This window comes from Xanthomonas protegens, from assembly GCF_038442435.1.
In the GTDB taxonomy this organism is placed as follows: domain Bacteria; phylum Pseudomonadota; class Gammaproteobacteria; order Xanthomonadales; family Xanthomonadaceae; genus Xanthomonas_A; species Xanthomonas_A sontii.
In genome coordinates this window covers 24,958-38,733 of record NZ_JAQJCQ010000007.1, presented here as the reverse complement: position 1 = coordinate 38,733, position 13,776 = coordinate 24,958, and the positions used below count along the sequence as shown (strand labels likewise).

13 protein-coding genes are annotated in these 13,776 nt (G+C 70.1%); 9 read left to right on the top strand and 4 right to left on the bottom strand.

Going from position 1 to position 13,776, the window contains the following annotated elements; all coding sequences use genetic code 11:
• The first annotated feature begins 145 nt into the window (after positions 1-145).
• The 3 genes from PIQ37_RS09810 (at position 146) to PIQ37_RS09800 (ending at position 2,916) form a co-directional block, all read left to right on the top strand.
• A complete protein-coding gene (locus tag PIQ37_RS09810) occupies positions 146-1,486 on the top strand; it encodes a dicarboxylate/amino acid:cation symporter (protein ID WP_342073323.1) in 1,341 nt (446 codons plus the stop codon).
• A 7-nt stretch (positions 1,487-1,493) separates the two neighbouring features.
• On the top strand, positions 1,494-2,330 hold the full coding sequence (locus PIQ37_RS09805; RefSeq protein ID WP_342073322.1) for a class I SAM-dependent methyltransferase: 837 nt from the start codon (positions 1,494-1,496) through the stop codon (positions 2,328-2,330).
• A 106-nt stretch (positions 2,331-2,436) separates the two neighbouring features.
• Complete coding sequence (locus PIQ37_RS09800; RefSeq protein WP_010341292.1) at positions 2,437-2,916, top strand: acyl-CoA thioesterase; 480 nt, start codon at positions 2,437-2,439, stop codon at positions 2,914-2,916.
• 22 nt (positions 2,917-2,938) lie between these two features.
• Here PIQ37_RS09800 and PIQ37_RS09795 read toward each other — a convergent pair whose 3' ends face one another.
• From PIQ37_RS09795 to PIQ37_RS09785, 3 genes are all read right to left on the bottom strand, one after another.
• Complete coding sequence (locus PIQ37_RS09795; RefSeq protein WP_342073321.1) at positions 2,939-3,688, bottom strand: nucleotidyltransferase domain-containing protein; 750 nt, start codon at positions 3,686-3,688, stop codon at positions 2,939-2,941.
• A 279-nt stretch (positions 3,689-3,967) separates the two neighbouring features.
• Positions 3,968-4,801 (bottom strand): C40 family peptidase, encoded by an 834-nt coding sequence (locus PIQ37_RS09790; protein ID WP_342073320.1) that lies wholly within the window; start codon positions 4,799-4,801, stop codon positions 3,968-3,970.
• 107 nt (positions 4,802-4,908) lie between these two features.
• Complete coding sequence (locus PIQ37_RS09785; RefSeq protein ID WP_017909248.1) at positions 4,909-5,451, bottom strand: C40 family peptidase; 543 nt, start codon at positions 5,449-5,451, stop codon at positions 4,909-4,911.
• 109 nt (positions 5,452-5,560) lie between these two features.
• Here PIQ37_RS09785 and PIQ37_RS09780 point away from each other — a divergent pair, with 109 nt between their 5' ends.
• The 6 genes from PIQ37_RS09780 (at position 5,561) to PIQ37_RS09755 (ending at position 11,573) form a co-directional block, all read left to right on the top strand.
• Positions 5,561-6,040 carry an FKBP-type peptidyl-prolyl cis-trans isomerase gene (locus PIQ37_RS09780; protein WP_043092617.1) on the top strand — a complete coding sequence of 160 codons (480 nt, stop codon included), beginning with the start codon at positions 5,561-5,563 and terminating at the stop codon, positions 6,038-6,040.
• Between the two features lie 139 nt (positions 6,041-6,179).
• Positions 6,180-7,421 carry a DUF418 domain-containing protein gene (locus PIQ37_RS09775; RefSeq protein ID WP_342073319.1) on the top strand — a complete coding sequence of 414 codons (1,242 nt, stop codon included), beginning with the start codon at positions 6,180-6,182 and terminating at the stop codon, positions 7,419-7,421.
• 157 nt (positions 7,422-7,578) lie between these two features.
• Complete coding sequence (gene gorA / locus PIQ37_RS09770) at positions 7,579-8,940, top strand: glutathione-disulfide reductase (protein ID WP_342073318.1); 1,362 nt, start codon at positions 7,579-7,581, stop codon at positions 8,938-8,940.
• Between the two features lie 88 nt (positions 8,941-9,028).
• Complete coding sequence (locus PIQ37_RS09765) at positions 9,029-9,964, top strand: DMT family transporter (RefSeq protein WP_342073317.1); 936 nt, start codon at positions 9,029-9,031, stop codon at positions 9,962-9,964.
• The gene (locus PIQ37_RS09760; RefSeq protein ID WP_342073316.1) at positions 9,961-10,344 is read left to right on the top strand and encodes an MGMT family protein; all 384 of its coding nucleotides are present in this window, start codon (positions 9,961-9,963) and stop codon (positions 10,342-10,344) included. Before PIQ37_RS09765 ends, PIQ37_RS09760 begins: the two co-directional genes overlap by 4 nt.
• A gap of 572 nt (positions 10,345-10,916) precedes the next feature.
• Complete coding sequence (locus PIQ37_RS09755; RefSeq protein WP_342073315.1) at positions 10,917-11,573, top strand: rhomboid family intramembrane serine protease; 657 nt, start codon at positions 10,917-10,919, stop codon at positions 11,571-11,573.
• Positions 11,574-11,711: 138 nt separating this feature from the next.
• Here PIQ37_RS09755 and PIQ37_RS09750 read toward each other — a convergent pair whose 3' ends face one another.
• Entirely contained in the window at positions 11,712-13,724 is a 2,013-nt protein-coding gene (locus PIQ37_RS09750; protein WP_342073314.1) for a M13 family metallopeptidase, read from the bottom strand.
• Between the last annotated feature and the right edge of the window lie 52 nt (positions 13,725-13,776).

The following is a 13,776-nucleotide window of genomic DNA, read 5'->3' as shown; positions in this document are numbered from 1 at the left end:
AACTGGTCCTGAACAACGAAGTCCCCCGCATTATGCCGGCTGCGACAAGGCATGCCGATGACATCGCGCCTTTCCAGCCATGGCGTCGTCGCTGCTGCCGGGGTGCGCTATCGTGCGAAACCCCCGATCTCTCTGGACAGCGTCGATGAAACTGGTGACGGCCTGGTTACGCATTCCGTTCTGGCAGCGCGTGGTCGCCGGCTTTCTGCTGGGCGCCCTCGCGGGCTGGGCGCTGGGCCCGACCGCCGAAACCTGGTTCAAGCCGCTGGGCGACCTATACGTCACCCTGATCAAGATGATCGCGGTGCCGCTGGTGTTCTTCGCCGTCATCAACGCGATCTCGGCGCTGCACGGGCAGCAGTCGGTGGCCAAGCTGGGCGGGCGCACCTTCCTGTGGTTCATGGTCACCGCGGCGCTGGCGGTCGGCGTCGGCCTGGCCGTGGGCACGGTGCTGCAGCCGGGCGCCGGCCACCTGGGCCTGCGCGTGGACAGCGCCTGGACCCCGCGCGACGTGCCCAGCCCGGTGCAGGTGCTGCTGGACGTGGTGCCGTCCAACCCATTCTATGCGCTGACCGGCATCGGCACCAAGACCAATGCCGCCGGCGAGACCGTGCTGGCGGCCGGGCGCGGTTCGATCCTGCCGGTGATCTTCTTCGCCGCGCTGCTGGGCTTTGCCATGGTCAAGCTCGGCGAGCGCGTGGCCGAGGCGCGCAAGCTCACCAAGCAGATGAGCGAGATCATGATCCAGGTTACCCGCTTCGTGCTGGAGATGACCCCGCTCGGCACCTTCGGCCTGATCGCCGCGCTGGTCGGCGGCTATGGGTTCGGCAAGCTGCTGCCGTTCGGCAATTTCGTGCTGGCGCTGTACCTGGCCTGCGCGATCCACATCGTGGTGGTGTACAGCGGCCTGCTGCTGGTGCACGGGCTCAATCCGTGGAAGTTCTTACGCGGTGCCGCGCCGGGCATGCAGGTGGCCTTCGTCAGTTCCTCCAGCTTCGCCGCGATGCCGGTGGCGCTGCGCTCGATCACCCACAACCTCGGCGTCAACAAGGACTACGCCGCGTTCGCGGTGCCGCTGGGCGCCAGCATCAAGATGGACGGCTGCGGCGCGATCTTCCCGGCGCTGTGCGCGGTGTTCATCGCCCAGTACACCGGCGTGCCGCTGACCGCCAACCAGTATTTCGTGGTGCTGATCGCCTCGGTGCTGGGCAGCTTCGGCACCGCCGGCGTGCCCGGCACCGCGGTGGTGATGGCCACGGTGGTGCTGAGCGCGGCCAACCTGCCGCTGGAGGTGATCGGCTACCTGTACGCCATCGACCGCGTGCTGGACATGATGCGCACCATGACCAACGTGACCGGGCAGATGCTGGTGCCGGTGCTGGTGGCCAAGGAGACCGGCCTGCTCGATCGCAGCATCTACGAGGCCGCCCCGAGCAATGTCGGCCTGGAAGATCCGCCGGTCGACGGTTCCGGCCAGGTGCGTTGATGCGTCCGTGAGTACGCCTGCCGAGAGCCTGCGCGCGCAGCTGCGACAGTTGCCCGGGCTGACGCTGCACGAGGGTGTGCTGGTGCACTACGCACTGCCGGACGACCCGTTCGAGCAGCGCTATCTCGACGTGCGCCGCCGCGAAGGCCGGCTCTACAGCGACGCCCAGGTGCGCACGTTGCCGCAGCCGCCCGGCGCGCTGGGCGCCAGCCACGAATGGCGGGTGCGTGCCGAATCGTGCCGGCGCCTGCTCCGCCATCTGCGCGCGCGCGGCGGCGACGGGCCGCTGCTGGAATTGGGCTGCGGTAACGGCTGGCTGTCGCATCGCCTGGCCAGCGGCCTGCAGCGCGAAGTCTGCGGTGTCGACGTCAATCGCACCGAACTGGCGCAGGCGGCGCGGGTCTTCGCCGACGCGCCGCGGTTGAGCTTCGTCGCCGGCGACGTCCTGCGTGTGCCGCTGCCGGCGCAGCGGTTCGATGTGGTGGTGGTGCCGGCCTGCATCCAATACTTCGCCGATCCGCGTGCGCTGATCGCCCGCCTGCTGCAGCTGCTGCAGCACGACGGCGAACTGCACATCCTCGACAGCCCGTTCTACGCCGACGCTGAGAAAGCCAGGGCCAGCGCCGCGCGCAGCCTGCGCTACTTCAGCGACCTGGGCTGCGCCGAACTGGCGCAGCAGTACCACCAGCACACCGAGGCGGTACTGGACGGCATCGTGCTGCGCCGGTTGTTCGACCCACGGCGGTTGTCGGTGCGCTGCCTGCGGGCGTTGCGCTGGCGCCAGCCGCATTTCCCGTGGCTGTGCATCCGCAAGCGCGACAATTTCGCGCTGGCCGCGGCCTAGCCGGCGCCGCCGGCGCGTCTGCGGCGACAGGTCATTGCGACGCCGTTGCGATTGGCGGCGGCGGCGCATGGCAGACTGCCGCCTCCTTCCCCTGCATGGACTCCCGATGAGCGGCACGCAACGCGAACTGACCTTCCGCTTCCTGGCCGAACCGATCGACGTCAATTACGGCGGCAAGGTCCACGGCGGCGTGGTGATGAAGTGGATCGACCAGGTCGGCTATGCCGCGGCGGTGGGCTGGAGCGGTCACTACAGCGTGACCGTGGCGGTGGGCGGCATCCGCTTCGTCTCGCCGATCCGCATCAGCGACATGGTCACGGTCAGCGCCAAGCTGGTCCACACCGGCACCAGCAGCATGCACTTCGCCATCGAGGTGCGCGCCCGCGATCCGATGGGCGGCGAGCCGCGCCTGTGCACGCATTGCATCATCGTGTTCGTGGCCCTGGACGGCGTCGAAGGCCGGCCGACTGCGGTGCCGGCCTGGCATCCGGACACGCCGGAAGACCATCGGCTGGCCGAGTACGCACAGAAGGTGATGGAGCTGAGCAAGGGCATCGAAGACACCATCGCCCACTACCACGGCTGAGCGCGCGCGCCCGCGCGCTGGCTCAGGCGCGCCAGTCCGCGGGCGCGGTGCGGCAGTCGCCGTCGAACAGACGGCCGCCGTGCACGGCCAGTTCCTGCTGCGCCAGTGCCAGCACCGGCGCACAGTCGGCGTTGGCGAACAGCGCGGCGAAGGCCTGGTCGAAGCGTTGGTCCAAGTCCGGGTCCATCCGTGCCAGCAGGCGCGGCACCCACTTGCCGCTGCCGTACCAATGGCCGCGTCCGCGCAGCGCCAGTTCCGCCAGGCGCGGATGCAGCAGGGCGCCGATGGCGAGGATCTCGGCGGCGCTGCGCTCGCCGCACAGGTCGTCGACCAGATCAGTGATCTCGTAGCGCAGCGCGTCCCGTTGCGCCTGCGTCAGCGGCGGCGGCCCGGCCCGCAGCCGTGCGGCGACTTGGTCTTGCAGGCTGCGTGCGGATTCGGTCGCGGTGCCGATGACGCGGCCCTCGGCGATCATGTGCAGCAGGCTGGGGCGGCCGCGGGCGGCGTCTTCGTCGACGAACCAGGCCAGCGTGCCCGGGTCGTGCACGAAGGCTTCGACGGGCATGCCCTCGGCGAGGAACGATTCGCGGCGTGCCGCCGGCAGGCGCTCATAGACCACGACCAGGTCGAGATCGGACAGATGCGTGCCTTCGCCGCGCAGGATCGAGCCGGCGGCGAAGCCGAAGGCCGCGTCGCCGTAGCGGGTGGACAGCAGCGATTGCGCGATCGCCAGCGCCTGGGCGGGCGTGGGCAGGGTGTGCTCGGCCGGCATCAGCGCAGCGCCTGCAACTGCGGCCAGGACGCGACCCGGCGGACGGACTGATCGGCACGGCAGGACTGCAAGGCAGGCGAGGAGCGTGATGTCATCGAAGTCCCGTGACGCGATCGAGGCCCGCCAGCCTAGCGTGCCGGCGGGCAACGCGGACAGCGGCGATGACGCCCCGGACAGGCAGCGCGGAACCGCAGTGGCAATCCGGCGGCACCGCCCACAACAAAAAAGGCCGCTGTCGCCAGCGGCCCTTCTTCAAGAGTCTGCAGAATCTAGAGTGGCTTACATCGCCACGCGGCGCGCCTGCACGAACTTCTCGCCCCAGTAGCCGGAGGTCAGCGTGTCCACGCGCACGTCCTTGCCGCGGCTGGGGGCGTGCAGGAAGCGGCCCTCGCCGACGTACAGGCCGACATGGTCGACGCGGCCCTTGCGACCGAAGAACACCAGGTCGCCCGGCGCCAGCGCGTCGCGGTCCTTGATCAGCTGGGCGTTGGCCTCGCGGGCCATCTCGCGCGACACGCGCGGCAGCTCGATGCCCAGCGCGGTGCGGAACACGTAGCCGACCAGGCCGCTGCAGTCGAAGCCTTCGGTGTCCTCGCCGCCCCAGCGGTACGGGGTGCCCAGCAGCGCCATGGCGCGCTTGAGCACGGATTGGACCTTGTCGCCGCCCGGCACCACGCCTTCGCGCGGGACCGGCTGGGACACGTCGTAGTTGGCCAGCAGGCGGCTGATGTCGCCGGCGAACATCGCCGAGCGGTCCATCAGCGGAATGGTGTCGTTGGCGGCCAGGTGCGGCAGCAGGGCGGCCAGGGTGGCGGTGGCGGCGGCGTCGGCCTTGCTGCGCGACGGTGCGGGCGCCTGGGCGGCGGCCGGCTTGGCCGAGGTGGCGGTATTGGAGGTCTGCGCGGTCGCCTGGGCGGTGGTCGCGGTGGCGCTCACCTGGGCGGGAGCGGGGGCGACGGTCGCGATCGCTTCCGGGACGACGGTGTCGGCGGGAGCGGTCTGGGCCAGGGCCGGGAGGGCCGAGAAACAGAGCGAGGCGGTGCAGAAGAGGCGGAAAGCGGTCCGGCGGGGAACGGCGGGCTTGCCTGGAGAGGTCTGGGCTTCGGTCGTCACGCTTGGATCACAAAATAAAACGATGGGGGATCATGCCTTGTAGACAGAAATAGGAAGTTCAAATAAGGTTAAATTTTCGTAATTATGAATGTGGGTGAAATCACAGTTCAGCGCAAAACCCGCTTTGCGCCGGTGTAATGGTCCCGCCAGTAGGCTCCGTCCAGCGAATCCAGGCGCACCGTTCCGCCCGTGCTGGGAGCGTGCACGAAGCGGCCTTCACCGACATAAATTCCTACGTGCGTCACATTTCCCGCGCTGCCGAAGAACACCAGATCACCGGTGCTCAGGCGCTGCGGGTCGATCCGCGGCCCCTGCACCGCGGCCAGTTCGCGCGAGGTGCGCGGCAGCCGCAGGTCGAGCATGTCGCGGTAGACGTAGGCGACCAGGCCGCTGCAGTCGAACCCGGACTCGGGGGTGTTGCCGCCGTAGCGGTAGGGCGTGCCGACCAGGCCCAGCGCCCGCATCAGCACTGCGTTGGCCGCGCCCGGGTCGGCCGGCGCCACCTGCGGCCACTCGCGCACCGCCACCGGTGCCGGCCGGGTGTGGCGGACCTCGTGGCGTCCGCAGGCCGCCAGCGCGGCGGTGCACAGCAGCGGAAGCCACCACGGGAACGCGCGGCGGCCGCGCGGCGAAACTGGCGTGTTGTGCATGGAGCCGGGATAATGCGCGACCTCAGAAGGCCGCCATCATGGCGGCGCTCCCGGCGGCCGACAAGCCGCCCATCCCGTCTGCCCCCGGCAGCCACAGCGCAGAGTGCACATGAAGATCGAAAAAGACCGCGTCGTCCGTTTCCACTACACCGTTTCGGAAGTCGGTCAAGAACCGATCGAAAGCTCCAAGGACCGCGATCCGCTGGTGATCCTGGTCGGCCACGGCAACATCATCCCGGGCCTGGAGAACGCGATGATGGACAAGGCCGCCGGCGACAGCTTCGGCGTCGACGTGGCCGCCAAGGACGCCTATGGCGAGTACCGCGAGGGCCTGAGCCAGCGCGTGCCGAAGAAGCATTTCGGCGCGGCCAAGCTGCAGCCGGGCAGCCAGGTGGTGCTGCAGACCAACTTCGGCCCGCGCGCGGTCACCGTGCAGAAGGTCGGCATGAGCGTGGTCGACGTCGACCTCAATCACCCGATGGCCGGCAAGGACCTGCACTTCGACGTGGAGATCGTCGACGTGCGCGAGGCCAGCGCCGAAGAGATCGAGCACGGCCACGTGCACGGCGACGGCGGCCACCACCACTGAGTGCGTTTGCGGCGGTGCCGGTTGCGCCGGTGCCGCCAGCCCTGGCGCCGCGCGCAGCGGCGCCATCGCGCCGCCGCGGACGCCGGCGGCCTTCCTGATCGCGGCGAGGGACATCGCCGGCCTTCCGCCCGGTGCCGCCTTGGCCACTTCCGCCCCCGTGTTGCAGCCCGTCGCGCCCGCCGAGCGCATCGCCACGCTGGACGTGCTGCGCGGCTTCGCCCTGCTGGGCATCCTGCTGATGAACATCGAGGGCTTCGTCGGCCCGCTGGACGCGGCGATGACCGGCCTGGATCCGGCGCTGCGCGGCGCCGACCGCATCGCCGACGCCCTGGTCTACATCCTGGTGCAGGGCAAGTTCTACACCTTGTTTTCGCTGCTGTTCGGCATGGGCTTCGCGGTGATGGCGCAGCGCGCCGAGACCGCGCGGCGGCCGTTCGGCGGTTTCTTCCTGCGCCGCAGCGCGGGGCTGCTGCTGATCGGCCTGCTGCACGCGCTGTTGTTGTGGTCCGGCGACATCCTGGTCAGCTACGCGCTGTTGGCGTTCATGCTGCTGGCGTTTCGCGAGGCGCCCACGCGCTGGCTGCCCGGCATGGCGCTGGTGGTGTACCTGTTCGCGCCGGCGCTGTGGCTGTTGATCGGCGCGGCCTCCTGGGCGGCGCAGGCCGATCCGCACGGCGCGGCGCAGTGGCAGCGCGAGATGGCCGAGCAGGCACAGCACGGCGCGGCGGCGCTGGCGCAGCAGCGTGAGGTGTTCGGCCACGGCAGCTATGTCCAGGCCACCGCGCAGCGCGCGCGCGACCTGGTCGAATCGCTGGGCGTGCTGGTGTTCAACGCGCCGACCATCTTCGGCATGTTCCTGCTCGGCGCCTGGTGCGTGCGCAGCGGCCTGGCCGCGCAACCGCAGCGCTTCCCGCGGCTGCTCGCCGTGCTGCGCTGGGGCGTGCTGCCGCTGGGCCTGGCGCTGATGCTGCTGAGCTTCCGGCTGGAGCCGTGGATGGATCCGGCGCGGCTGGATCTGCGCCTGACCTGTGCCTATGCCCTGGCCAGCATCGCCAGTGGTCTGATGGCGCTGGGCTATGCGGCCTGGCTGGTGCGCGCCGCGCCCGCGTTGCAGTGGCTGGCGCCGGCCGGGCGCATGGCGCTGAGCAACTACCTGCTGCAGTCGCTGGTGTGCACCACGTTGTTCTACGGCTACGGCTTCGGCTATTTCGAGCAACTGCCGCGCGCCTGGCAGATCCCGTTCGCGTTCGCGCTGTTCGCGCTGCAGGTGGCGCTGTCGCACTGGTGGCTGCAGCGGTTCCGCTTCGGCCCGGTGGAGTGGCTGTGGCGCTCGGCCAGCTACCTGCGCTGGCAGCCGATGCGCCGCCGCGACGCGGCTTGAGTTCAGGCGCTGCGGCGGCGTCCTCACATCTGCCGCGCGGTCGCCCATGGCATGCTCCGCGGCGACCGAGACATGCGACAGGACAGCCGATGGACGATGTGAACCGCGCGCACCGCGCCGCGCCCGATGCGACCCCGCCGCGCGCCGAGCGTGCGCCGTGAACGGGTCGATCCGCGATTACGACCTGCTGGTGCTGGGCGGAGGGTCCGGCGGCCTGGCCACCGCCTTCCGCGCCGCCAGCCATGGCGCACGAGTGGCGATCCTGGAGCCGAGCGCGCTCGGCGGTACCTGCGTCAACGTCGGCTGCGTGCCGAAGAAGGCGATGTGGCTGGCGGCGGATCTGGTCGAACGCATCGACCTGGCGCGCGCGGTCGGCTTCGCCATTCCCGAGGCCACGCTGTCCTGGGCGGAACTGGTGGCGCATCGCCAGGGCTACATCGGCAACATCCACGCCAGCTACCGGCGCCGGCTGGATGCCGACGGCGTGGTGCTGATCCCGCGGCGCGGCCGGCTGGTCGATGCGCACACCGTCGAATGCGACGACGGCGTGCGCGTCAGCGCCAAGCACGTGGTGATCGCCACGGGCGCACACGCGCTGCGGCCGAACATCGAAGGCGCCGAGCTGGGCCTGGTCTCGGACGACTTTTTCAACCTGTGCGAGGCGCCGCCGCGGGTGGCGATCGTCGGCGGCGGCTATATCGCGGTGGAACTGGCCGGGCTGCTGCAGGCGCTGGGCAGCCGGGTGGAACTGTACGTGCAGGGCGAGCGCCTGCTGGAGCGGTTCGATGCGGAACTGGCGCGGCAGCTTGCCGACAACCTGCGCCACCAGGGCGTGCGCCTGCATTTCGGCTACCGCGCCAGCGCCTTGCGCCGCAGCGGCGAGGGCCTGTGCGTGGTCGATGCGCAGGGGCAGCCCGGCGAGCGCGTCGACAAGGTGTTCTTCGCGATCGGGCGCCGGCCCAACACGCGCGACCTCGGCCTGGAAGCGCTGGGCGTGCGCCTGGGCGACAAGCACGAGATCGTGGTGGACGCGTACCAGAACACCGACGTGCCGGGGCTGTATGCGATCGGCGACGTGGCCGGCAAGGTCGGCCTGACCCCGGTGGCGATCGCCGCCGGGCGCAAGCTGATGGACCGCGTGTTCGGCGACCGGCCGCAGGCGCGGCTGGACTACGAGAACGTGCCCAGCGTGGTGTTCTCGCATCCGCCGCTGGGCCAGGTGGGATTGGGCGAGGAGCAGGCACGCGAGCGCTATGGCGCCGACGCGGTGACCGTGTACCGCAGCAACTTCCGGCCGATGCTGCAGGCGCTGGCCGATTCGCCGCAGCGCAGCCTGTTCAAGCTGGTGTGCGTGGGCGCCGAGGAGCGCGTGGTCGGCTTCCACCTGCTCGGCGACGGGGCCGACGAGATCCTGCAGGGCTTTGCGGTGGCATTGAAGCTGGGCGTGACCAAGCAGCAACTGGAAGACACCGTGGCGATCCATCCGACTTCCGCCGAGGAAGTGGTGCTGATGCGCTGAGGTCGCCGCGATCCGGCGGCTGGTTCGCTGTGGCGCCGTAGAATGGCGGCATGCACGTGTTCTCTTCTCCCTGCCGCGGCGCTGCGCGATGAGCGCGCCCGGCACCTCCGCCGCCGTCGCCCCCACCGCCACCCAGGCCAGCCTCGGTGGCGTGCTGCTCGCCGCCGGCGGCGCGATCGCATTTTCCGGCAAGGCCATCATCGTCAAGCTTGGCTACCGCTACGGCGTCGACGCGGTGACCCTGCTGGCCTTGCGCATGCTGGTGGCATTGCCGTGCTTCGCGGCGATGGCGCTGTGGGCGGCGCGCCGCGCGCCGCCGCTGCAGGCGGGCGACCGTTGGCGGATCGTCGCCCTGGGCGTGCTCGGCTACTACCTGGCCAGCTTCCTGGACTTCCTCGGCCTGGCCTACATCACCGCGACCCTGGAGCGGCTGATCCTCTATCTCACCCCGACCCTGGTGCTGCTGATCGGCGTGCTGCTGTGGCGGCGACGGCCGCAGCGACGCCAGCTGTGGGCGCTGGCGTTGAGTTACCTGGGCGTGTTGCTGGCGTTCGGCCACGACCTGCAGATCGGCGGCGCGCGTACCGCCTGGGGCAGCTTGCTGGTCTTCGGCAGCGCGCTGGCCTATGCGGCCTATCTGGTCGGCAGCGGCCAGTTGGTGGCGCGCGTCGGTGCGGTGCGGTTGACCGCCTACGCCAGCCTGGTCGCCTGCGCGCTGTGCATCGCCCAGTTCCTGCTGCTGCGGCCGCTGCACGCGCTGGTCCTGCCTGCACCGGTCTACGCGCTGTCGCTGCTCAACGGCACGCTGTGCACGGCGGTGCCGGTGCTGGCGACGATGCTGGCGGTGCAGCGCATCGGCTCGGCGCTGGCGTCGCAGATCGGCATGCTCGGCCCGGTCTCCACCATCGTGCTGAGCGTGCTGGTGCTGGGCGAGGCAATGGGGCCGTGGCAGATCGCCGGCACCGTGCTGGTACTGGGCGGGGTGCTGCTGGTGTCGCGGCCGGTGCGGGCACGGCCGGCATGAGTCCACGGCGGCCGCCCACAGCGAGCGCGTCTGCGCCGGTCGCGACGGCGGCGGCCGAGGCGCATGCGCGGATCCTGGCGACGATCCGGGCGATCCCGCCGGGCCAGGTGCGCGGCTATGGCGAGGTGGCGATGCTGGCCGGGTTGCCGGGACGCGCGCGCCTGGTGGCGCGCCTGCTCGGCGGCAACACCGACGCCGCGCTGCCCTGGCATCGGGTGCTGCGCAGCGACGGCCGCATCGCCTTTCCGGAAGGCTCGCGCGGCTATCGCGAGCAATGCCAGCGCCTGCGCGCCGAAGGCGTGGCGGTGCAGGGCGGACGGGTGAAGCGTGCGCCAGCGTCGGCGCGCGATCTCGATGCCGAGGTGTGGGGGCCTCGGTAGCGAGGCGCGCCAGAACTGCGGGGCTCGTGTCTCGAAGAGCAGAAGACGCCGGCTGTGAATGGCTTAGCCCCTCTCCCCCCGGGAGAGGGGTTGGGGTGAGGGTAGGGGCGCGAAGCGCGTGTGGTGTTTCCGCTGCACGAGGCTGCGCGCCGTACCCTCATCCGCCCCTTCGGGGCCCCTTCTCCCGGAGGGAGAAGGGACGTACAAGCCCCTCACCCTTCGAGAGAAGGGTTGGGGTGCGGGTCGGAACGCGAAGCGCATGCGGTGTTTCAACTGCACGAGGCTGCGCCCGTACCCTCATCCGCCCCTTCGGGGCAGCTTCTCCCGGAGGGAGAAGGGACGTACAAGCCCCTCTCCCTGCGGGAGAGGGGTTGGGGTGAGGGTACGGACGCGAAGCGCATGCTGCATGTTGACTGCGCGAGGCTTCGCCCGCGCCCTCGTCTGTCTCTTCGGCGCACCGCGCTCGCAATACCTCTTGGAAGAGCGTCGTTGGTCATGGCATGCCTTTGCATTGGTTGGGGTGCATGTTCTGGCGAGCGGCTATGATGGAGACAGTTGCCACGGACCCGACCATGTTCCCCAGACTTCCGCCCGTCACCCAAGCGCTGCTGATCGGCAACGTCGTGGTGTTCCTGCTGCAGATGCTGCTCGGCATGGACACGTTCTCGCCCTTCATGTTGTGGCCGATCGGTGCGTTCGATGCGTTCTCGCCTGGGCAGAACTTCCAGCTCTGGCAGTTGCTGACCTACGGCTTCCTGCATGGCAGTTTCTCGCACCTGCTGTTCAACATGCTGGCGCTGTACATGTTCGGCGGGCCGCTGGAGCAGACCTGGGGCAACAAGCGCTTCCTGACCTACTACCTGGTCTGCGTGGTCGGCGCCGGCCTGTGCCAGTTGCTGGTCGGCTGGTGGATGCTCAGCAACGGCAACGAGCCGTATCCGACCCTGGGCGCTTCCGGCGGCATCTTCGGCCTGTTGCTGGCCTTCGGCATGCTGTTCCCGAACCAGCGGGTGGTGCTGCTGTTCCCGCCGATTCCGATGAAGGCGCGGACCTTCGTGATCGTGTTCGGTGCGCTGGAACTGCTGATGGGCTTCACCGGCTGGCAGCCGGGCGTGGCGCATTTCGCGCATCTGGGCGGCATGCTGTTCGGCTGGCTGATGATCCGCTACTGGCGCGGCCAGCCGCCGTTCGGCAAGCGCAAGCCGCCGCGTCCGCGCATCGTGCGCTGAGCGAAAACGCCTGCCGTTGCTGCGCTCCGCAAGCGCAGCGCCAGCGACACGTTTTCCCGACCCCTGAACGCAAGACGGCGCGGTTGCCCGCGCCGTCTTGCTGTGTGTGCCTGGCCGGCGGCTAGCGCCGGCACCGGCTCACGGCCACAGGTGGATCTGTTCGGCCTCGCTGCGCACCATCGGCTGGCCGGGCTTGCAGGTGAAGGTCGCGGCGAAGGCGGGCAGGTTGGCCAGTGCGCCGTTGGTGCGCCAGCGGCCGGGCGCGTGCACGTCGGCAGTGACCCGCTGCACGGCGTCGGTCGGCGACAACTGCTGCGCCCACAGGCCGGCCCAGGCCTTGTAGAACGCCTGCTTGCCGGCCTCGCTGGCGGTCGGCTGCGCGGCGCTGTAGGCCTGCCAGGCCAGTTCGACGCTGCCGATGTCGGTCAGGTCCTCGTCCTGGGTCAGCGGGCCGTTGACCTTGGCGCCCTTCACGCCCGGGAAGTCGTAGGCGCCGTACTGCGCGGCGGTACGGGCGGCCAGCGCATTCCAGGCGCTCTTGTCCTCCGGCGTCCACCAGTTGCGCAACTGACCCTGCGCGTCGACCTGGCTGCCCTTGCTGTCGATGGCGCCGATCAGTTCGTGCGCGACCATCGCGCCGTAGGCGCCGTACAGCGTCGCGGCGTCGCCGCCGGCCGCGTACACCGGCGGCTGCAGCACCGCGGCGGTGACGATCAGGCGGTTCTGGGCGATGTCGTAGGTCAGCGCCGGCTGCTGCGGCAGCACGTCCCAGCGGCGGTCGGCATTGCCCTTGCCGATGCGCTTCATCTCCTCGCGGTGGCGCCAGGTGGAAGCGATCAGCATGTTGCCGCCGAAGCTGCCGCGGCCCATCGGCTGCAGGGTGTAGTCGAGGTCGCGGCGCGGCGCGCCGACCTCGATCTTCAGTGCGGCCAGCTTGGCCTGCGCCTCGGTGCGCGCCGGCTCGCTCAGCCAGGTGCTGCGCTTGACCGCGGCGATCTGCGCGTCGCGCACCTGGTCGGCGATGGTCTCGGCCTGGCGGCGGGTATCGGCCGACAGGTAGCGGGCCACGTACTCGCGGCCCAGCATCGGGCCGGCGGCGACGTTGATCGCGTCCAGCACCTGCGCCCAGCGCGGCGGCGGCGCGACCTGGCCCTGCAGCACGCGGCCGCGGAACTCGAAGCTGGCGTCGCGGAAGCTCTTGGACAGGTACGGCGCCATCGCATCGCCCACGCGCCAGCGCAGGTAGGCCTTCCACTGCTCGGGCTTGATGCTGACGATCATGCCGTCGAGCTGCTTGAACATGTCCGGGTCGGCCATCGACACCAGGTCGTCGTTGACGCCCTGCGCCTTGAGGAAAGCGTCGAGCTGCAGGTTGCGGTACTGCTTGTTCAACTCCTTGGTCGAGATCGGCGCGTAGTTGTTGAACGGGTTGTTGATGCCGGACAGCGACTTGGCGCTGCGCGCCAGCGCGGTCTCGATCTGCAGCACCGACTGGGCGTCGGCCTCGAGGCGGTCGGCCGGGGTGCCGGTCAGGGTCAGGATCTGCTTGACGTAGGTGCGGTAGCGGCCCATCAGCGCCATGGTGTCGGCGTCGGTGCGGGTGTAGAAGGCCGGGTCGGGCAGGCCCATGCCGCCCTGCATGAAGTAGCCGATGTGGCGGTCCAGCGCCTTCAGGTCGACGTCGGCGCCGAAGTTGAACGCGACCGGGATGCCGATCTGGTGCAGCGCGGCGATCGAGGCCGGCACGTCCTTGGCCTTCTTGATCGCATCGATGCGGCCGAGCAGCGGCGCGATCGGGTTGGAGCCGTCCTTCTCGACGGCGGCCTCGTCCAGGCCGCTGGCCCAGAAATCGCCGAGCGCCTTCTGCACCGCGTTCTGCGGCGACTGCATGGAGGCGTCGAGCAGGTCGCGCTGCTGCTGCTGGGTGCGCTCGGCCAGCTGGCCCAGCGCGGTGACCGCGCCGGTCTGCGGCACCGGGTTCTGCTTCAGCCAGTCGGCATTGGCGTCGTCGTAGAAGTCGCTGCAGGCGGCGCTGATCGGCGGGGCCTTGGGCGCGGCGGCGCGCTTCTTCTTGGGGGCGGCATCGGCGGCGGAGGCGAGGGCGATCAGGCCGAGGGCGACGGCGAGGGCAAGCGGACGGGCATTGGGCATCGGGAACGCATCCGGTCAGGATTAAAGTCGGCGGAGTTTAACAAGGCGCGGT